At 55.9% G+C, this 19,219-nt stretch carries 17 protein-coding genes, 1 tRNA gene and 1 pseudogene; 10 read left to right on the top strand and 9 right to left on the bottom strand.

The features are described from left to right. The first annotated feature begins 1 nt into the window (after nucleotide 1). Nucleotides 2–775, top strand: a complete 774-nt coding sequence (locus C4J86_RS01800; RefSeq protein ID WP_124369265.1) for a divergent polysaccharide deacetylase family protein — start codon at nucleotides 2–4, stop codon at nucleotides 773–775. Nucleotides 776–941: 166 nt separating this feature from the next. Here C4J86_RS01800 and C4J86_RS01795 read toward each other — a convergent pair whose 3' ends face one another. From C4J86_RS01795 to C4J86_RS01765, 7 genes are all read right to left on the bottom strand, one after another. Then, a complete protein-coding gene (locus tag C4J86_RS01795; RefSeq protein ID WP_124369264.1) occupies nucleotides 942–1,697 on the bottom strand; it encodes an ABC transporter substrate-binding protein in 756 nt (251 codons plus the stop codon). A 63-nt stretch (nucleotides 1,698–1,760) separates the two neighbouring features. Further along, entirely contained in the window at nucleotides 1,761–2,531 is a 771-nt protein-coding gene (gene hisF / locus C4J86_RS01790; protein WP_003171107.1) for an imidazole glycerol phosphate synthase subunit HisF, read from the bottom strand. A gap of 9 nt (nucleotides 2,532–2,540) precedes the next feature. Next, nucleotides 2,541–3,278 (bottom strand): 1-(5-phosphoribosyl)-5-[(5-phosphoribosylamino)methylideneamino]imidazole-4-carboxamide isomerase, encoded by a 738-nt coding sequence (gene hisA / locus C4J86_RS01785; protein ID WP_124369263.1) that lies wholly within the window; start codon nucleotides 3,276–3,278, stop codon nucleotides 2,541–2,543. A 39-nt stretch (nucleotides 3,279–3,317) separates the two neighbouring features. Continuing rightward, entirely contained in the window at nucleotides 3,318–3,575 is a 258-nt protein-coding gene (locus C4J86_RS01780) for a DUF2164 domain-containing protein (RefSeq protein ID WP_005783916.1), read from the bottom strand. Continuing rightward, on the bottom strand, nucleotides 3,576–4,214 hold the full coding sequence (hisH, locus tag C4J86_RS01775) for an imidazole glycerol phosphate synthase subunit HisH (RefSeq protein WP_124369262.1): 639 nt from the start codon (nucleotides 4,212–4,214) through the stop codon (nucleotides 3,576–3,578). Continuing rightward, nucleotides 4,214–4,807 carry an imidazoleglycerol-phosphate dehydratase HisB gene (gene hisB, locus C4J86_RS01770; protein ID WP_003237513.1) on the bottom strand — a complete coding sequence of 198 codons (594 nt, stop codon included), beginning with the start codon at nucleotides 4,805–4,807 and terminating at the stop codon, nucleotides 4,214–4,216. Before hisB ends, hisH begins: the two co-directional genes overlap by 1 nt. 232 nt (nucleotides 4,808–5,039) lie before the next feature. After that, nucleotides 5,040–6,701 carry an OFA family MFS transporter gene (locus C4J86_RS01765; protein WP_124369261.1) on the bottom strand — a complete coding sequence of 554 codons (1,662 nt, stop codon included), beginning with the start codon at nucleotides 6,699–6,701 and terminating at the stop codon, nucleotides 5,040–5,042. A gap of 323 nt (nucleotides 6,702–7,024) precedes the next feature. On the opposite strand from C4J86_RS01765, the gene C4J86_RS01760 reads away from it, so the two are divergent. The 9 genes from C4J86_RS01760 to C4J86_RS01725 all read left to right on the top strand — a co-directional run bounded on the left by C4J86_RS01760 (nucleotide 7,025) and on the right by C4J86_RS01725 (nucleotide 16,630). Beyond that, nucleotides 7,025–9,241: an AsmA family protein gene (locus tag C4J86_RS01760; protein ID WP_124369260.1), complete on the top strand. Its 2,217-nt coding sequence runs from the start codon at nucleotides 7,025–7,027 to the stop codon at nucleotides 9,239–9,241. Then, the gene (gene mutY, locus C4J86_RS01755; RefSeq protein ID WP_124369259.1) at nucleotides 9,238–10,305 is read left to right on the top strand and encodes an A/G-specific adenine glycosylase; all 1,068 of its coding nucleotides are present in this window, start codon (nucleotides 9,238–9,240) and stop codon (nucleotides 10,303–10,305) included. Before C4J86_RS01760 ends, mutY begins: the two co-directional genes overlap by 4 nt. Beyond that, the gene (locus C4J86_RS01750; protein ID WP_124369258.1) at nucleotides 10,302–10,574 is read left to right on the top strand and encodes an oxidative damage protection protein; all 273 of its coding nucleotides are present in this window, start codon (nucleotides 10,302–10,304) and stop codon (nucleotides 10,572–10,574) included. Before mutY ends, C4J86_RS01750 begins: the two co-directional genes overlap by 4 nt. A gap of 103 nt (nucleotides 10,575–10,677) precedes the next feature. Continuing rightward, nucleotides 10,678–10,753, top strand: a tRNA-Phe gene (locus tag C4J86_RS01745). 689 nt (nucleotides 10,754–11,442) lie between these two features. Beyond that, a complete protein-coding gene (locus C4J86_RS26780; protein ID WP_164487760.1) occupies nucleotides 11,443–11,619 on the top strand; it encodes a hypothetical protein in 177 nt (58 codons plus the stop codon). Nucleotides 11,620–12,196: 577 nt separating this feature from the next. Continuing rightward, nucleotides 12,197–13,348, top strand: a complete 1,152-nt coding sequence (locus tag C4J86_RS01740) for a hypothetical protein (protein WP_256681719.1) — start codon at nucleotides 12,197–12,199, stop codon at nucleotides 13,346–13,348. Next, nucleotides 13,349–13,828 (top strand): three component ABC system middle component, encoded by a 480-nt coding sequence (locus tag C4J86_RS01735; protein ID WP_256681718.1) that lies wholly within the window; start codon nucleotides 13,349–13,351, stop codon nucleotides 13,826–13,828. Further along, nucleotides 13,825–15,963 (top strand): DUF3732 domain-containing protein, encoded by a 2,139-nt coding sequence (locus C4J86_RS01730; protein ID WP_124369256.1) that lies wholly within the window; start codon nucleotides 13,825–13,827, stop codon nucleotides 15,961–15,963. The genes C4J86_RS01735 and C4J86_RS01730 overlap by 4 nt, the downstream gene beginning before the upstream one ends. Nucleotides 15,964–16,291: 328 nt before the next feature. Next, nucleotides 16,292–16,630 carry a hypothetical protein gene (locus C4J86_RS01725; RefSeq protein ID WP_124369255.1) on the top strand — a complete coding sequence of 113 codons (339 nt, stop codon included), beginning with the start codon at nucleotides 16,292–16,294 and terminating at the stop codon, nucleotides 16,628–16,630. A gap of 586 nt (nucleotides 16,631–17,216) precedes the next feature. Here the strand turns inward: C4J86_RS01725 and C4J86_RS01720 are convergent. Further along, a complete protein-coding gene (locus C4J86_RS01720) occupies nucleotides 17,217–17,720 on the bottom strand; it encodes a hypothetical protein (RefSeq protein WP_124369254.1) in 504 nt (167 codons plus the stop codon). 487 nt (nucleotides 17,721–18,207) lie between these two features. After that, nucleotides 18,208–19,044, bottom strand: a pseudogene (locus C4J86_RS01715) (IS4 family transposase); the annotation flags it as partial. Nucleotides 19,045–19,219: the final 175 nt, after the last annotated feature.

Genomic DNA, 19,219 nt, shown 5'->3' with positions numbered 1-19,219 from the left:
TATGCGTGTTGCACTGATTATCGCGGTGCTGTGCAGCCTGGCCGGATTCGCCCAAGCGACGCCGGCCGGTGAGCCGCACAAAGCCTACCTGACCCTGATCATCGACGACCTGGGGCAAAACCTGCCCAGGGATCGTCGCGTGCTGGCCCTGCCTGGGCCGGTCACCACCGCGATCATGCCCGACACCCCCCACGCCGCCGAATTCGCCCGCGAAGCCCACAAGGCCGGCAAGATCGTCATCCTGCACATGCCCATGGACCCGGCCACCGGGCCGTATGCCTGGCACCCTGAGCTCCCCCTCGAAGAACTGGGCAAGCGCCTGGACGCCGCATTCGCGGCCGTGCCCTACACCGCTGGTGTCAATAACCATATGGGTAGCCGCATGACCGCGCAGCCGCAAGCAATGGCCTGGTTAATGGGCGAGCTGCAGCGGCGTCACAAGTTCTTTGTGGACAGCCGTACCAGCGCGCAAACGGTGGCTGCGGCTGAGGCGCAGCAGATTGGTTTGGCGCATGTTTCGCGGGATGTATTCCTCGATGACGAACGCACCGAGGCGGCGATTACCACGCAGTTGCAAACCGCAATCAAGCTGGCGCACAAGCAGGGTTCGGCGGTGATGATCGGGCATCCTTATCCGCAAACGCTGGCGGTGCTCGAGCGCGAGCTGCCCAAGCTCAAGGCCCAGGGCGTGGAGTGGATCGATATCAAGTTGATGATCAGCGTGCGCAGTAACCGGGCGATGGCCGGGCACGGCAAAGACGGCATTTACCGCTAAATGAAGGCTGCGAAGATCCAATGTGGGAGGGGGCTTGCTCCCGATGCGGTGGGCCAGCCCCTAATGTATTGACTGACACTCCGCCATCGGGAGCAAGCCCCCTCCCACATTTTTGAGCGCGTTTATTCTGCTGATTCCCCTGCGCTGCACATGGGAACTGCAACCTTTAGAGGTAACGCGCCATGATTTCATCTACTCGACCGCTCCTGCGTAACTCATCCAGCGCCGCCTGGAGCTTGGCAACCATCTCATCCGGCACGTCCTTGTTCAACGCAAGGTAAAGCTGCGCACTGTTGAAGCGCAGTACGGTCTTGAGCCCGTTCACCCCCACCTGCCGCGCCAGGTAACGGCCAGCAGGATCGCCGGTGGCCCACAGGTCTATCTGGCCCTCCATGAGCTTTTGCGCATTATCCTGGTCACGCAAGGCGACAATCGGCTTGAGCCCCTGCTTGTCCAGGCTCTGGGCAATGGCATCGCCCTTGTAGGCGCCAATCCTGTAGCGGCGCGCCTGCTCAAGGCCGTCGAGCTGGATCTTGCTGTCAGCCTTGGCCAGCAGCACCCAGTCGTCCGGGCCGATGGGGCCGACCCATTTGAACAAGGCTTCACGGTCCGGCAAACGCGCCATGACGAATACGCCATAGCCAGGCTTTTCCAGGGCGAGTTTGTAGATTCGCTCCCAAGGAAACCGCAACGTGAGATTGTAGGAAATGCCGGCGCGCTTGAAGGTTTCCCGCACGATGTCCACGGCGATACCTTCGATGTTCTCGTCCTTGGCGAAATTCTTGCCGTTCTTCGCCATGTTGTAGGGCGGGAAATTTTCCGTCAGCAACACCAGGGAGGCGTCAGACGATTCTTCGGCGTGTGCCGTAGCCACCATGAGCATGGAGGAACTGGCGAGGGCGAGCAGCAGGTGTTTGAACATGAAGGCTACCGGAATCCATGGCAAGCGCAGAGAGTGCCGCGAGCCTGCCATGGTGTCCAGCGTTTAGCGAACGACGATACCGCGCGCGGCCATGTAGGCCTTTGCCTCAGGGACCGTGTATTCGCCGAAGTGGAAAATACTCGCCGCCAGCACCGCGCTGGCGTGGCCTTCGATGACGCCATCGGCCAAGTGCTGCAGGTTGCCGACCCCGCCGGAAGCGATCACCGGGATGCCCAGCGCGTCGCTGATGGCGCGTGTCACGCCCAGGTCGAAGCCGTTTTTCATGCCGTCCTGGTCCATGCTGGTCAGCAGGATTTCACCAGCGCCCAGGCCTTCCATTTTCATCGCCCATTCCACCGCATCCAGGCCGGTGGGTTTGCGCCCGCCATGGGTGAAGATCTCCCAGCGCGGGGTTTCGCCAGGGCCGGAGACTTTCTTGGCGTCGATGGCAACCACGATGCACTGCGAGCCGAAGTGCTGCGCGGCCTCGCCGACGAACTCCGGGTTGAACACCGCGGCGGTATTGATCGAGACCTTGTCCGCACCGGCATTGAGCAGGTTGCGGATGTCCTGCACGGTGCGCACGCCGCCGCCCACGGTCAGCGGGATAAACACCTGGCTGGCCATGCGCTCGACGGTGTGCAAGGTGGTGTCGCGGCCGTCGACGCTGGCGGTGATGTCGAGAAAGGTAATTTCGTCGGCACCTTGCTCATCGTAGCGACGGGCAATTTCCACCGGGTCGCCGGCATCCCGGATGTTCTCGAACTTGACGCCCTTGACCACGCGACCGTTGTCGACGTCCAGGCAAGGGATGATGCGTTTGGCCAGCGCCATGGTCAGTCCTCAGCCGTTGTAGGCATCGCAGTAAGCCTGGGCTTCAGCGACGTCCAGGGTACCTTCGTAGATCGCGCGGCCGGTGATGGCGCCGATGATGCCAGGCGCCTTGGCGTCCAGCAGCGACTTGATATCGCCCAGGTTGTGGATACCACCGGACGCAATCACCGGAATCTTCGTCGCCGCCGCCAGCGCTGCGGTGAACGGCACGTTGCAGCCCTGCATCATGCCGTCTTTGGCGATGTCGGTATAAACGATAGCGGACACGCCGTCGGCTTCGAACTGCCTGGCCAGGTCGATCACTTGCACAGTGCTGATCTGCGCCCAGCCGTCGGTGGCGACGAAGCCGTTCTTGGCGTCCAGGCCCACGATCACTTTGCCTGGGAAGGCGCGGCAGGCTTCGGCAACGAAGGCCGGGTCTTTCACGGCCTTGGTGCCGATGATCACGTAGCTCACGCCGGCCTTGACGTAGTGCTCGATGGTTTCCAGGGAACGGATGCCGCCGCCGATCTGGATCGGCAGGTTCGGGTAGCGCCTGGCGATGGCGGTAACCACCTCGCCATTGACCGGCTGGCCTTCGAAGGCGCCGTTCAAGTCCACCAGATGCAGACGACGGCAGCCCCCTTCCACCCATTTGGCAGCCATGCTCACCGGGTCATCGGAGAACACGGTGGAATCTTCCATGCGGCCTTGGCGCAGACGTACGCAGGCGCCGTCCTTGAGATCGATAGCGGGGATAATCAGCATCTGGCAAACCTTATTCGATATTCAGCAATGCTTGGGAAATCAGGGTTTCTCAAGCGACCACAAGTCGCTTTCGATGCTTTCGAACCTTTCTTTAAGGAGCGTCTGCGTATCGAAAATCGCCCTGTTGTAATAGTGCGGCGCCACTTCGGTGGTGAACAGCTCAAGAATCTCGGCGACCTCGAACGAGCCCAGCTTGAGCTCGAAGCGGTCCTCCATGAAACGCTTGATCTTGTCAGTAGCCTCACGTTCCTGCTCAGGCGTAAGGTTCAAGATCGGCGGCTTGGGCTTCTTGGCCATTTACCAGCGACCGTCCCACGCGGCAAAGTTCTGCAGCAATTGCAGGCCATGGGTATGGCTCTTCTCCGGGTGGAACTGCACGGCAAAGCGCGAACCGTCGGCCAGCGCGGCGGCGAAGTCGACGCCGTAGTGCCCGCCACCCACCACTTGCTCCGGTTTACCGGCGGCGATGTAGTAGCTGTGCACGAAGTAGAAGCGCGCCATGTCCGGCACTTCGTGCCACAGCGGGTGATCCATGCTCTGGCGCACTTCGTTCCAGCCCATGTGCGGGACTTTCAGGTGGGCGCCGTCTTCATGCAGGTTCTTGCCAAAGAACTTCACCTGGCCTGGGAACAGGCCGATGCAGTCAACGCCATCGTTCTCTTCACTGCTGTCGAGCAAGGCTTGCATGCCCACGCAGATGCCGAGGAACGGGCGGTCCTGGCTGACTTCACGCACCAGGCTGTCAAAGCCCAGACGGCGGATCTCGGCCATGCAGTCGCGAATCGCGCCCACGCCTGGGAACACCACGCGGTCGGCTTCGCGAATCACGCTGGCATCGCTGGTGATCAGCACCTTGCCGGCCCCGACGTGCTCGAGGGCTTTGGCCACCGAGTGCAGGTTACCCATGCCGTAATCGATAACCGCGACCGTCTGCATTACAAAACGCCCTTGGTCGACGGCATTTGCCCGGCCATGCGGTCATCGAGCTCGACGGCCATGCGCAGCGCGCGGCCGAAGGCCTTGAACACGGTTTCGATTTGGTGGTGGGTGTTGGTGCCGCGCAGGTTGTCGATGTGCAGGCTGACGAGTGCGTGGTTGACGAAACCCTGGAAGAATTCCTGGAACAGGTCGACATCGAAGCCGCCCACGGTGGCGCGGGTGTAGGGCACGTGCATCTGCAGGCCTGGGCGGCCGGAGAAGTCGATGACTACGCGCGACAGCGCTTCATCCAGCGGGACATAGGCGTGGCCGTAGCGACGAATGCCTTTTTTGTCGCCGATGGCCTTGGCAAATGCCTGGCCGAGGGTGATGCCTACGTCTTCCACCGTGTGGTGGTCGTCGATATGCAGGTCGCCCTTGCTGACGATATCCAGGTCGATCAGCCCGTGACGGGCGATCTGGTCCAGCATGTGCTCAAGAAAAGGGACACCGATATCAAATCGGGCCTTTCCGGTGCCATCCAGGTTGATCGAGGCTTTGATCTGGGTTTCCAGAGTGTCGCGCTCGACGGACGCCATACGTTCGACCATCACCAGCTCCGCAAATCATTGGGCGAAAAAGGCAGCCATTATAGGGGCGCGGGCGCTAAACAGAAACATCGGAGGGGATAAGACTGACGAGTTGAAGCGGGGAATGTCGGGGATAGACATGTGTATACATGTGGGAGGGGGCTCGCTCCCGATCGCGGTGGCTCAGTCGCCTAGTGGCTGACTGATCTAACGCTATCGGGAGCAAGCCCCCTCCCACAAGGGTTTTGCAGTGTTAGTGGAACAACACCGCCGTCTTCTGCAGCGTCACCCACACACCCCACGCCAGCGGAATGCCCACCACCAGCCAGGCGGCGATCGCCATGGGCACGGTGCCAGGAGCCGCTTTCCACTCCAGGGAAGTGCTGGCATCAGCACCTTTGTCATGGCCCAGCGCCTGCTCGGCGGCAAGTTCGGCGTCGGTCATGAAGTACTTGTCGGCCACCGGACGCACCAGCAGATTGCAGATGAAGCCCAGCACCAGGAGGCCGGCGAGGATGTATAAGGTGATGTCGTAGGCCGCAGCGCGCTCGACGCCGATGCTCAACTGATATTCACGCAGGTAGTTCACCAACACCGGGCCCAGCACGCCGGCCGCAGCCCACGCGGTCAGCAGGCGACCATGGATCGCGCCGACCATTTGCGTACCGAACAGGTCCGCCAGGTAAGCCGGCACCGTCGCAAAACCACCGCCGTACATCGACAGGATGATGCAGAACGCCGCCACGAACAGCGCCACGTTGCCCAAGTGCCCCAGGTTCGGGATCAGCGCGTACAGGGCAAAGCCCAGGGCGAAGAACACGAAGTAGGTATTTTTACGGCCCAGGTAGTCGGAGAACGACGCCCAGAAGAACCGGCCACCGATATTGAACAGGCTCAACAACCCGGTGAAGCCTGCCGCGATGGCTGCAATCGACGCCAGTTGCCCGGCATCCAGCTGACCAAACGGCACATCCACACCCAGCAGCTTGCCGCCGAACACTTCCTGCAACAGTGGCGACGCCATGCCGAGGATGCCGATACCGGCCGACACGTTCAGGCACAGCACCAGCCATACCAGACGGAATTGCGGGGTTTTCCACGCCACGTTCACATGCACATGACGGTGGGTGATCATCGCGTTGCTGGCTTTTTTCGCCGGCGCGGTCCAGCCCTCAGGCTTCCAGCCGGTCGGCGGCACGCGATACGAGAGTGCGCCGCCGATCATGAACACGAAGTAAATCGCAGCCATCACCAAAAAGCTCTGCCATACGCCCACGCTGGTCGGCGAAGCGAAGTGGCCCATCAGTGCTGCGGCCAGCGGTGCACCGACCATCGCGCCGCCACCGAAGCCCATGATCGCCATGCCGGTGGCCATGCCGCGCTTGTCCGGGAACCACTTGATCAGGGTCGACACCGGCGAGATATAGCCCAGGCCCAAGCCGATACCGCCAATGACCCCGGAGCCGATCCACATCAGCCAGATCTGGTGGGTATAGATACCCAAGGCCGAGATCAGCAGGCCACCACACCAGCACAGTGCCGATACGACACCGGCCTTGCGTGGCCCGGCGTGTTCCAGCCAGCCGCCCCAGATTGCTGCCGAGCAGCCCAGGAAGATGAAGAACAGGGTGTAGATCCAGCCCAGCATGGAGATGGGCCAGTCGCATTGGGACGAAAAGACTTGGGCGATGAAGCCCATGTCCGGCGCACAGGCGACCGGCGCGGTGATACCCAGCGCCTTGGACAGCGGCAACCAGAACACCGAGAAACCGTAGGCCATGCCGATGCACAGGTGGATGGCCAGGGCGGCCGGTGGAACCAGCCAGCGGTTGAAGCCGGGCTTGGCGATAATGCGTTCCTTGGACAGGAACGCAGGCTGTGCGGCGCTGATATCAGCCGCAGTGCTAGTGCTCATTGGTGTTTCCCCCAGTTATTGGTATGCGTCCGTCAGGCGCTCTCCCCCTCGGCCTTGCACGCAAAGCGTGACCGTTTTTTTGGGTGAAACTCCATTTTGGCGCGACGATACGTCGCAGAAGGCAGACGAACGCGCAGAGATTAGCACTTGCGGACGCGAGAAAAACCAAAGTGACATCACTTTTTTCAGCAAATCGGTTTTTTTGACGCCAGAATCTTGTTTCGGCGGTCGTAGATACAATGTAACGATCCACGAACTGATGCAGGCCGTCGGGCGTTATACTCTGCGGCTAAATTTTGAAATCGACATACAAGGACTCGCCCATGAAAGCGTTCGGCAAAATCCTGGGTCTGGTATTTCTCGGGCTGTTGCTGATCATTGTGGCTCTCGGCTTTGCCCTGACCCATCTCTTCGATCCCAACGACTACAAAGAAGAAATTCGCCAGATTGCCCGCGACAAGGCCCACATCGAGCTGACGCTCAATGGCGACATCGGCTGGAGCCTGTTCCCCTGGCTGGGCCTGGAGCTGCACGAAGCCGGGGTGGCGACCCTGACCAACCCGACCCAACCATTCGCCGACCTGCAGATGCTCGGCCTGTCGGTACGCGTGCTGCCGCTGCTGCGCCGCGAAGTGCAGATGAGTGATGTGCGCGTCGAAGGCCTGAACCTGCGCCTCAACCGCGACAAGAACGGCCACGGCAACTGGGAAGACATCGGCAAGAACCTGCCCGATGAACCCACAGGCACCCCCGCTCCCGCGCCGGTCGAGCCGGTGGCCGAAACCAAGCCGGAAAAACCGCCGCAGCCGATCCGCCTGGACATCGACAGCCTGACCATCAACAACGCCCGCGTTGAATACAACGATGAACAGACCGGCAAGCAGTTCAGCGCCGAAAGCATCCAGCTCAGTGCCGGCGCGATCCACGAAGGCGCCAACATTCCGCTGAAACTCACCGCGTTCCTCGGCAGCAACCAGCCGGTCATGCGGCTCAAGACCGAGCTGAACGGCAATCTGCGCATCCAGCGCGCCCTCAAGCGCTACCAGTTCGAAGACATGCGCCTGAGTGGCGAAGCCACCGGCGAGCCGCTGCAAGGCAAGACCCTGACCTTCTCCACCCAGGGTCAAGTGCTGGTGGACCTGGCGGCCAACTTCGCCGAATGGACCAACCTGAAACTCTCGGCCAACCAATTGCGCGCCCTCGGCGAACTGCGGGTCAATGACCTGGACAAAACCCCGCAGTTCAGCGGCGCGTTGTCGGTCGCCCAGTTCGACCTGGCCAAGTTTCTGGAGAGTGTCGGCCACCCGTTGCCAGCGATGGCGCCGGGCAGCCTGAGCAAAGTCGAACTGGTCAGCCGCGTCCAGGGCACGCCGACCAGCGTTGCGCTGGAAGACCTCAACCTGAAACTCGACGGCAGCACCTTCACCGGTCGCGTCGCCGTGGATGATTTCGCCAAGCAGTCCCTGCGCGTGCAGCTCAAGGGCGATACCTTCAACGCCGACAATTACTTTCCGGCCAAATCCGAAGCCGCCAAAGGCGCCACCGCCGCACGCCAGGCCGAAGTGCAGAGCAGCGAAGCCGGGGCGATGGCCGCCGGCGGTACCACTCCGCTGCCGGAAGCACCAACCAAGGGCGCCTGGAGCAGTGACAAACTGCTGCCGCTGACCCGCCTGCGCAGCCTGGATGTGAACGCAGACCTGGCCTTTGGTCAGCTGACCTTGAGCCAGTTGCCAATCCAGAATGCAGTATTTAAAGCCTCCGGCATCGACGGCCAGCTCAAGCTCGACAGCCTCAGCGGCGGCCTCTACAACGGTACGTTCCAGGCCAACGGCAGCCTCGACGTGCGCCAGGACATCCCGCTGCTGGCGCTGCAAAGTCATATCAAGCAAGTGCCCGTCGAACGCATCCTGCAGGCCCAGGGGAAAACCCCGCCGGTCAAGGGCCTGATCACCCTCGACAGCAACCTGAGTGGTCGAGGCAACAGCCAGAAGGCCCTGATCGACAGCCTCAACGGCACCGCCAACGTCGTGATCAACAACGGTGTGTTGCTCAATGCCAACATCGAGCAACAACTGTGTACCGGTATCGCCCTGCTCAACCGCAAGACCCTGAGCACCACGCCACAAGGCAAGGACACGCCCTTCCAGGAACTGCGCGGCAACCTGACGTTCCGCAATGGCGTGGCCAGTAACCCTGACCTGAAGGTGCGCATTCCGGGGCTGACGCTCAACGGCGATGGCGATGTCGACCTGCGCGTGCTGGGCATGGACTACCGCGTGGGCATCATCGTCGAAGGCGACCAGCGCGACGTGCCGGACCCGGCCTGCCAGGTCGGCGCCAACTTCCAGGGCATCGAAGTGCCGCTGCGCTGCCGTGGCCCGCTGGAGCTGGGCGCCAAGGCCTGCCGCCTGGACAAGGACGGGCTTGGCCAGGTCGCCATCAAGGCGGCGGGCAATCGTCTTAACGAGAAGCTCGAAGAGAAGCTCGACAAAGTGAATCCAAAGCTCAAAGACGCACTGAAAGGCTTGTTCAACCGATGAGAAACGAGCAGTTTTCAGCGGCGGTACTCGACTGGTACGACCGCCATGGTCGCCACGACCTGCCCTGGCAACAGGGCATTACGCCTTATCGGGTGTGGGTGTCGGAAATCATGCTGCAACAGACCCAGGTCAGCACCGTGCTCAATTACTTCGACCGGTTCATGGCGTCCCTGCCGACGGTCGAAGCCCTGGCCGCCGCGCCGGAAGACGAAGTGCTGCACCTGTGGACCGGCCTGGGCTACTACACCCGGGCGCGTAACCTGCAAAAAACCGCAAAGATCGTCGTAGCCGACTACGGCGGCGAATTTCCCAGGGATGTCGAAAAGCTCACCGAGCTGCCCGGCATCGGCCTGTCCACCGCCGGAGCGATCGCCAGCCTGAGCATGGGCCTGCGCGCGCCGATCCTCGACGGCAACGTCAAACGCGTGCTGGCACGCTTTACTGCGCAAGAGGGCTACCCAGGCGAACCCAAGGTCGCCAAACAGCTGTGGGCCACCGCAGAGCGCTTCACGCCCCATGACCGCGTCAACGCCTACACCCAGGCGATGATGGACATGGGCGCGACCCTTTGTACCCGCAGCAAACCCAGCTGCCTGCTGTGCCCGCTGGAAAAAGGCTGCGAAGCGCACATGCTCGGCCTGGAAACGCGCTACCCGATCCCCAAGCCACGCAAGACCATCCCCCAGAAACGCACGCTGATGCCGCTGCTCGCCAATGCCGAAGGCGCGATCCTGCTTTATCGTCGCCCCTCCACGGGCCTGTGGGGCGGTTTGTGGAGCCTGCCGGAGCTGGACGACCTGGAAGACCTCGATCATCTGGCCAACCAGCACGCATTGGCATTGGGCAAGCATCAGGAACTGCCGGGGCTGATCCACACCTTCAGCCATTTCCAGCTGGCCATCGAACCCTGGCTGGTCCAGGTCGAGGAAAGCGCCCATCACGTGGCCGAGGCCGACTGGCTCTGGTATAACCTCGCCACCCCGCCGCGCCTGGGCCTTGCCGCCCCGGTAAAGAAACTGCTGAAGCGCGCGGCTGAAGTATTGAACGCAGGAGAGTCGTCATGACCCGCACCATCATGTGCCGCAAGTACAAAGAAGAACTGCCCGCACTCGACCGCGCCCCTTTTCCGGGTGCCAAGGGCCAGGACATCTACGACCACGTCTCCGCCAAAGCCTGGGGCGACTGGCAGAAACACCAGACCCTGCTCATCAACGAAAAACGCTTGAACATGATGAACGCCGAAGACCGCAAATACCTGCAGGGAGAAATGGATAAGTTCTTTTCCGGCGAGGAATACGCCCAAGCCGAAGGTTACGTTCCGCCTGCTCAATAATTGATCAAAAACCGGGGTCGGCACGTAAGCGACGGTAATAATTAAATATTTTTTGAAAACTTGCTTGACGACCCCCTGAAAAACCCGTTTAATGCGCCCCGTTGCCCAGATAGCTCAGTCGGTAGAGCAGGGGATTGAAAATCCCCGTGTCGGCGGTTCGATTCCGTCTCTGGGCACCAAAATACCGAAAAACCCCAAGGAACCATGTTCCTTGGGGTTTTTTATTGCCTGCGATTTAATGGCTGCTGGACCATTTCTGGACCAAGTCGCTTTGGAGGTGTGGCTGAAAGGTGTCCAAGGGATTTATGGAATAGTTACGAAAATCTAATATTTTTAACCTAATTTAAATTTTCAAGTTGAGAGCCTCCCTCAGGCAAGCTGAGGCGTCGGCAAATACCGTCCGCAGCCCTTTCGCTCCCCCAGGCACGCCACAAGGCCTCCGAGCAACCGTCGTAGCTTTTGTTTTTCATGGGCTCTGAAGTCACGCGGTATGCGCGGCGAAAGAAGGCTAGAGTGCACGCTCAGTACCAAGTACCTGCCTATCGAACGGCCCCCCTCCCCAAATGAAAAACCAAGTAGCGCTGATCCTTCCTTTTAACTCAAGCCAATGCCCCCCTCAAATAACAATATCTCTCCCGCCTCGAAAACCTCACTTTTATTGAAGCCTCGAACTATTCGGACGGTTGCGCTGATGGACGCGGCCCTCCGCAAATGCTGCTCCTGCATTGCTTGCAAAGTATTCAACCACTGCGTCGTTTGTAATTTCTAAGCAGCACTCATGGGCTAGGCCGCTGCTATGCTTTGCTTTTTTTCGACGGAGCAGCGCACATGTCCAGGTGAGTATTCACTCGCGGATTTGCTTGAACGGATGTACGAAAATCAGCTCGCGCTGGAAGCAGGCCTGATGGAGTTGGTGCTCCAAAGCGAGAAGCAGGGATTGAGTGAGGCTGGCGATAACGTGCGTGGCGCTCTGTTTGTGATCAGTGAAAATGCTGGCCACATCAAACAGGGGCTGGCCAAGCTGAAGGGATCAAGAGCAGGCTAGCCGTCCTTAAAGGCATTTCAGAATCGCGGCGGGTAAGCCTGATGATGGGCAATATGAATTATTCTGACGAGCTGCTTCCGGCCAAAAGCGGGCATTAGGTTGGCAATGACGGCGGCTAACGGGTGGCGGGGAGTGCTACGCAAGACCAGTACATATTGGCAACCAGCGTCAGGTTGCCCGGCTGAAGATAGGCACCCGATCACCTTGGGCACTTCACCTAACTCACTTCTCCTCACCGTCTCTGTCTAGAAAGTCAAAGAGCGTCACTTCATCGCAATTCATACAATGGTACATACCTTACTCCCTGCAGAAGAGCCGCTAGGGTCGACTTGATCAGCAGATGCACCAGCTGGCTCGGGGCTCTCCAGCTCCTTTGCCAACAAAAGGCCATCACGATAGAATCCAGTGAGCGCTCACTGGGACACTGTATATAAAAACAGCTCCAATGATTGGCGTATTTGGCCTCTGCGTTTATAGCGGTTTTTCTTATTTCTGGATGAGGCTTGCCAGGGTGGCTGTATCTCACGCTCCTGGTGAAATTCTCCTTTTCACGACAATAACGTGATGAGCGGAGGACGTGTTGAATAAGCTCGCTAATAATGCAACGAGACTACTCGAAGCCATTTCCTATCAACTGATAGTGACGCTGGAGTATTGCCATGCTCTGGCTAAAGGGCAGACCCTTTGGCTTGAATATTATGGCGACGTCACTGTCAGCGGCGAGGTTCAGGTTGAAGTAAAGGATTTTGTCGAAGACCTGACAGATGGCCACATCAACTTCTGGAATACACTGAAAAACTGGATGTCGCCCAATTTTAAACAGGCAAAGTATTCTGAGTTGATCTTGTTGACTACACAGACATACGGTGCCGCTTCAAAGCTTCGTCACTGGAACCAGTTGACGGTTCAGGAGAAGCTAGATCTTCTACAGGGTGTCCTTGATCAAAGCGAGGCCAGGAACTCAGCCTCAGTGGATAAGCCGTCGCGGGCTGTCCAAGCTCAGCGGTTTGTGATGGCTAAAGAAAGAAGGCAGACATTGCTGGATGTTATTGAGAAAGTCCACATCCTTACCGATGAGCCTGATTTAGTCACGCGTGCTGACCGCGTAAAGAGTGTGCACTGCAAGGGTGTACACCCTGATAAACATGACGATTATTTCCGGGCCATGATGGGGTTTTTGATTGATCCTGAAAAGTCCAAGAATGGTTGGAAGGTTGGCTATGAAGACTTTGACTTACAAATCGCCTCACTAAATGCCTTGTATGGCAGGCACTCCCGAAGATTTCCAATTGTGGATAAGAGTCTATTCAAAGACAATGTGGGCGAGCCATCCTATTCAGAGCGTCTGTTTGTAAAGAAGCTTCATGAGATTAAATACCCTACAAAAGTTCCTACGGCGATTTTGGAGCACATGGTTGCTGTGCACACCATCAGCAGTGAGTTCCAAAGATTCAACCTAGAGAAGGATGATATTGATCGCTACAAAGAAGAACAGCTAAACCGTCATGTGAGCCTCAGGGCTGCGGCAATGAGGAAATGTCGCCGTGAGCCTAAAGAGTACTGGTGTGATGAGTCAAAGAGCTTCTTCGATCTTCGCTGCGGTGAAACCCCAGACAAAATACCCACCTTCGATGATACAAGCTTAGATTTCCGCAATGGCATCTGGCATATGCTTGCTGATGACGAGGATGAGGTGGATTCTGAAAAGCTTCATTGGAGACTCTGGTAAATGGACGTTATGGGAATGAAGGTTTCAACATCTGATCATATCCACACCCTGCATCGAAGCCCATTTATAATGGCTCCAATTATTCATGCCTTTTATAGCGAACTAAAACCAAGCCCAAACAATATTCTATTCAGCTACCTTGTCCTTCCCCTTGTGCTTCATGAACCCACATCCGCTTATTTATACCGCTTGAGCACACGCAGCAACTGGCGAACCATGATCTCGGATAAGACTCGGATATCAGGAGTGCACAAGAGAATCCAGACTCTGAGAGAGATCACTAACGTCACTATCATGAGCCTTGAGAGTGCTGGATATTTAGAGATTGACGAAAATTTGGCTGTAAAGCCGACCACCAAAAAATTCCCACATCTGCAGGGTGTGGAGAGAAAGATTACATCGGCTCGAAAGCTTGCAGGGGTAATGGAAGATAGAGAGCCACAGCATATATATAAGTCGCTAGGGATTGCTCAGTTATGAAGTGCTTCGTCAAGTCGGTTGGCGTGATTGATCACGACAACGAAATACACAAGGTAATATTCAAGCCAGGTTTGAACGTCATTACGGGAAAATCTTCGATGGGCAAAAGCGCCATCATTGAGATTTTTGATTTCTGCTTCGGCAATAGCGATGACACCATCCCCAAAGGGGTCATAACGCGACGCTCACAATATTACTTCACTATCCTGCAGTTTGAGAGCCAAACTGTCGTTCTGGCTCGTGACAGAATTAGTGATCGGGTCTTCATCAGTGAAGTTCCTGGCACACTAGATGAAATCCTCACTAGGATGAAAGATCCTAAAAAGTTCTTCAGCCCTAATTTATTTCTGCCTTTACGTGATTTCAAGAAAGAACTAGGCCGGCATTTTGCGATAACAATGACGGATATTGATGAAGATCAAAGTGGCAGGGCGTTTGGTAAGAGCAAAAGCGCGACGCCCTCTGTTCGTAGCTTTGTATCTTTCATGTTGCAGCACCAGAATCTTGTGGCTAACAAGCATGCTCTTTTCTATCGTTTTGACGAGAAGGAAAAACGTGAGCAGGTTATTGATCACCTCAAGATATTCATGAATTTTGTGGATCAAGATTATTTCTGGTTGTCCCAGGAATACAATTCTCTTAAGGCAGACCAGAGGAAGCTTGAGGCACAGATACCTAAGAACAAAGATGCAAAAGACAAATTTATCAAGAGAGTAGATGAATTACTTGCAGAGTATAAGTCCGCCGCAGGCACTCCTTTAACTGCTTTGACAGGAGCGCAGATCGCGGCCAGCCTCAAGTCCTCGCTTGAAAAAATCAGTAATGCTAATGTTCGAATTGATAGCCAGACAGACGATTATGCCGTACAGAAAAAGGAGTTAGAGCAACGGAGATCAAATCAAACCCTGGTAGTTCGTGAGCTTAACGATCAATTAAGCGCTGTCAGATCTTCAATTAGTTTTACCGAGGACTTTGCAAAAAATATAAGCGAAACCCCTTTGCCGGAATATGCAGAGATCAAAGAGGCACATTGTCCGTTTTGTGACTCACCCAGCCAGCATGTTGAACACGAAGCGAATAAACTAACTGATGCCATTGGCTGGATGAACAAAGAACTTAGAACCTCCTCCTATGCACGTGAGAGCTTTCGCGAAGAGGAAGGACGGATTCTATCCAAACATAAAGAAGAAAAGGAAAAACTATTAGGCATTCAGGCCAAGATTACTCAGCTGGATAAGCAGGTAGACGATCTTAAGAAGAAAAAGACAGTTGACGAGATTGCACTACGCGTCAAGCATCGCATTGAAATAGTTATTGAGGATTATGCCAGCAGGCCAAAATATGAAGTCGACGGCACTCTGCTGACCATTAAAAATAAGCTCCTGGAAATTAAGCCACGCTTAGACGCTTATAATGTGCCCAACAAGATGAGTAATCTAAGCGATCTGATCAACAGTGAAATGGCTCGCATAGGCGCCGGGTTCGACTTTGAGGAAGCTTACAAACCGATCAATCTCAAGTTTGACTTGCACAACTTTGATCTGTGGCATGACAGCACTGAAATGGGGGGCGTGTATCTGCGTTCAATGGGCAGTGGAGCGAACTGGCTGTATTCGCACCTAACCTTATTTTTAGCCCTCCATTCAGTATTTGCGTTGAAACATGAGGAGGGATGCAAAATACCCCCTATCCTTTTCCTCGATCAGCCAACACAGGTGTATTTCCCTGCAAAGATCGATCATGGCCAGGCCTTTGACGCAAAAGCACTGGCCGTGTTCACGAATACGACGGCAAGAGTAGATGCAGACCTGCAGTCGGTCAGCAACATGTTTGACAAACTTGCCGAGTTCTGCCAGCAAACAAAAGACGCGACTGGAATGATGCCGCAGATCATCGTGACCGATCACGCCGACGAACTGGAGCTGAGTGGCGATGTTACGTTCGAGTCCTTCGTGCGTGCTACTTGGCGTACGCGTGGATTCATTGCAGATCGTATCGCAGGCGCTCCTGCCGAGTCCCTAGATGAAGAGGTTGTAGCGTCACAGGCTCAGGATCCTACTCAAGCGTCGACTGACGACTCCGGTGAAGATCTGGCTGGAGACCTTGCTGAAGATACGACCGGGGGCCCTGCGTAAGAGCCTGTTTGAGGGGATGCTGCCGAAGATGGCTAGGCCGTGTTGAAGGCTGTATGTAGTGGTCAGGCCGATGGCAGGAGCCTGTTTGACGGGAAGACGGGTCTACAAGGATAGGTCTAGGCTGAAGGTGGCGTTGAAGGTGACGCCGCTGTAAGCAAGAGCCGTCGACATGGAGATTTTTGACAAGACTTAGTTTTTTGATGCAAATGGCAAAACATAACACGCGCTAAAGACCAAAACGAGACATCACTGGGCACGGTTTTTCTTGGGCTGGCGCGGTAGCCAAGTGCTATCCTGGCATCTCCTTTTGACATCAGAGAATGAATCTATGGCAGCTGAAGAGAAGGCGCTCAGTAAACTGCTTGAATACGGGCATTTCGATCAAGAAGAAAACAAGGTTGAAGGCATCGCAAAGCGAGCCATGAGCCATGGTTACGACAGCCTTACTCAACCGCAGAAAGCAGTTCTCAGTAAACATCTCACAAGAAACTGCGAAGGCGTTACAGACCCGGGCGGACACCACAATGGCTGTCAAGCAGAGCTTGAGGGTGAAGCACTCGCCGAAGCGCTCGAAAGAGAGAGCTACGGCGATGGTTTCATTTGTGACTCGTGCGACCAAGAATCACATGAGCATCAGCGTCAGTGGGACAAGATGAACGCTGAGTAAGTCATGACCTGCACACGCCGATTGTGTAGGGGTATGTAGGAGATTTTGAGAAATAGGCCCGTGGCTGGTGGCTGCGGCACTCGTTCATAGCAGGTGGCACAAATGCATATTGGGCATTGAATGGCATAGATTGGCGTACGGTTTGCCCCATTTTTGCCCCATGCGAGGGTCTAGGACTCCCGCCTGCCCAAGCAGCACAATGACCGAAGCACTCTCCTCTTACAGCCATTCCTTAACACCCAGGGTTCACGGTCGCGTCAGGCAAGTCTGATGATGGGCAATATGATTTTTTGATGGGCAGCTTTCGGCCCAGAGTGTGTAAAAACGCTTCGCCAAAATTGAAGTGTGCGCGTCTACGTTAAATCTGAAATTTATTGGCCCGTCAGCAGATGTGGATTTCGCATAGAAGCGCGATTTCCAGTCCAGTTTTGAGTACCTGTCGCGCTGAAGCACGTTTTTACACAGCCTCGACCAAAAGCTGCCGGTCACCAGAGCCCAAGAACGGGCCAGAAGTGGAAATCTAGCGTCTGCTAAGTCGGAGTCTTAGCCCGTCCCATTGAGCGAAGAGGACGATTTGAACCAGCTGTTATCTGTGTGATGTCAAGTCAACGAGGGCTTCATAGTTAGCATGGAGGTCATAAATAAAATCCTCAGCCAATTCGGGGAGACCCAAAATATAGGTATCTCGGTAGGATATTTTGAATAGCTTGTAATTTTGCATGCTATCAATGCACCCTGTGGATACGGGCTTGAATGGTCTGCTTCTGAGTATTTTTCTATTAAGCTGCTTTTCTTCAATTATGTTGTATTGATCCGCTGTCAAGTCTATAGCTACGCCTTGATACTCAAGCCAGTAATGGGAAATCGCATCGTCCCCTTCATGGTTTGCGGCTCTACCACTAACACCATAGATCACTATAGATGGCCACTTTTGAAGTGCATGGTAAGCGAATAACAAGGATGATAGTTTGCAGTTCATGACTGGAAAATCTTCCGTGACTAATGGAAGATTTGCTTTTTTGGCAAGTTCCAGTTTGAGTCTGAATTGTTCTGCCTCAGCGATTACTTCATTGATATCTGGCTCGATCATGATTCTATTCACGCTACGATTGAGTTACGGGCAAGCAAAAGCTGGAGATGTATATGGTGCCGGGAGCCGCCCAACGCGCCTTGTAGCGCGCCATATCCCCCCGCCCCACTTTCGTACCAATACCATTCTCCAGCCCCTGCTACTTCCCGCCTGTTCCATCTTTGTAGCAAAAATTAAGCAATCTGTGCAGGCTCCAATCATGGGAACTGCCGTTGCTATGCTTGTGCTTTCTCGAAAGGAGTCGATCATCGTACTGTCCCGCCGGGAACATGGGGGCAGAAAACTGTCTTGATGACCTTGGCTACGCCGTCAATGAGATCTGAATCGTCCCTAGTTTCGTAGACACCCGATGGCCGCTTCTAGCCGCTCTCTACCAATCGAGACCATGAAAGGTACTGGTCAAATCCGATGCAATAGACTGTTGCCGCTGACCGAAAACTGACCCAGTAGAGGCTGCTCTGCCGACTGAAAACTGACCCAGGTGTTCAACTGCTTGTGCCGGGTTCCACTCACTTTGCGCAAGGTTGCTGGCAAGCAACCACGGCTCACGCTCACGTTTGGCGGACTGTCGGCTGAGCTTGCTTCTGGCGATTGAACCCGTGACTCGTTGGTGTTTTCGGCCCTTGGCTGAATGGCGAACGCAGTACAAATCGACGAAGTGAGGGGCGCTACGCGTCATCTCAACGCGCCCCAGCGATTTAGGTGATGAAGTGGCCAGAGCGTACAAATTCTTCACGGGTTGCCAGTCGTTTGCTTCTCGACGATAAAGTTCACGGTTGCGTATGCGAGCCACGTAATACCAGCCCTTCGCTACCACAGCCTTCATCCACGGACGCCGAAAACCCGCATCCGTGACCAAGACTGGAACGCATCCGTCAGGCAGTAACTCAGCTAACATTTTGAGCAGGCGGCTTTGATATTTGGGACAGCTCTCACGCTCATGAACGCTTTCATAAATAGGAAACGAGCGTCCCGCAAACGGGACCGCGGCTCTCAACAAAAACGCATCGCCAGGAGCATCAATTCGCGACCAGTCCACCAAGATTAAAGGGTGCTTCAGGGAGCCTAACAACGCCCGCAGCATCACCCAGTAGAACAGCGGGCGCTCTGCTCTGAGGTGTTGATTACCCAGTAATCGGTCCACTCGTTTGATCGCATGCTTGGGGTACGCCTGACCTGGCATAAAACGTCCCAGCGCTGTTAGCGTCAGGCGACGGCCTTGCAGTAACGAACTGACACAACTCATCAGCGTCGTTAGGCGGCGAGAATGGATCGAGGGCAGTGCTTGAGCGAGCGCTCTGTGTAAAAATCGGATGGCCTGCATGGGTTCGGGTTCTTAGTTTTGTGTGGTGCAAACCAAGTTGCCGGCTCATGCAGGCCTCTTCAATATTCCAACTTCTTGATTTTAAGTAAGAAAATTCGGGGATCCCTCAGGGTCTGACCCCATTTTCCCCCTCCTCCTTTTGCACCAACTAAACCTTAAGCGAAACAGAAAAATC

Origin of the sequence: Pseudomonas sp. R2-7-07 (genome assembly GCF_003852355.1) — a bacterium.
Lineage (GTDB): Bacteria > Pseudomonadota > Gammaproteobacteria > Pseudomonadales > Pseudomonadaceae > Aquipseudomonas.
Note: the sequence above shows the minus strand (reverse complement) of the source record. Positions and strands in the feature narration are given on the sequence as shown.

Bases quoted from the DNA above. Each gene is read 5' to 3' on its own strand.
- C4J86_RS01795 (WP_124369264.1), bottom strand. From the start codon at position 1,697: ATGTTCAAACACCTGCTGCTCGCCCTCGCCAGTTCCTCCATGCTCATG.
- hisB (WP_003237513.1), bottom strand. From the start codon at position 4,807: ATGGTCGAACGTATGGCGTCCGTCGAGCGCGACACTCTGGAAACCCAG.
- C4J86_RS01730 (WP_124369256.1), top strand. From the start codon at position 13,825: ATGAAGTGCTTCGTCAAGTCGGTTGGCGTGATTGATCACGACAACGAA.
- C4J86_RS01720 (WP_124369254.1), bottom strand. From the start codon at position 17,720: ATGATCGAGCCAGATATCAATGAAGTAATCGCTGAGGCAGAACAATTC.
- hisH (WP_124369262.1), bottom strand. From the start codon at position 4,214: ATGCAGACGGTCGCGGTTATCGATTACGGCATGGGTAACCTGCACTCG.
- C4J86_RS01760 (WP_124369260.1), top strand. From the start codon at position 7,025: ATGAAAGCGTTCGGCAAAATCCTGGGTCTGGTATTTCTCGGGCTGTTG.
- C4J86_RS01725 (WP_124369255.1), top strand. From the start codon at position 16,292: ATGGCAGCTGAAGAGAAGGCGCTCAGTAAACTGCTTGAATACGGGCAT.
- C4J86_RS01800 (WP_124369265.1), top strand. From the start codon at position 2: ATGCGTGTTGCACTGATTATCGCGGTGCTGTGCAGCCTGGCCGGATTC.
- C4J86_RS26780 (WP_164487760.1), top strand. From the start codon at position 11,443: ATGTACGAAAATCAGCTCGCGCTGGAAGCAGGCCTGATGGAGTTGGTG.
- C4J86_RS01780 (WP_005783916.1), bottom strand. From the start codon at position 3,575: ATGGCCAAGAAGCCCAAGCCGCCGATCTTGAACCTTACGCCTGAGCAG.
- hisF (WP_003171107.1), bottom strand. From the start codon at position 2,531: ATGGCGCTGGCCAAACGCATCATCCCTTGCCTGGACGTCGACAACGGT.
- C4J86_RS01735 (WP_256681718.1), top strand. From the start codon at position 13,349: ATGGACGTTATGGGAATGAAGGTTTCAACATCTGATCATATCCACACC.
- C4J86_RS01750 (WP_124369258.1), top strand. From the start codon at position 10,302: ATGACCCGCACCATCATGTGCCGCAAGTACAAAGAAGAACTGCCCGCA.
- mutY (WP_124369259.1), top strand. From the start codon at position 9,238: ATGAGAAACGAGCAGTTTTCAGCGGCGGTACTCGACTGGTACGACCGC.
- hisA (WP_124369263.1), bottom strand. From the start codon at position 3,278: ATGCTGATTATCCCCGCTATCGATCTCAAGGACGGCGCCTGCGTACGT.
- C4J86_RS01765 (WP_124369261.1), bottom strand. From the start codon at position 6,701: ATGAGCACTAGCACTGCGGCTGATATCAGCGCCGCACAGCCTGCGTTC.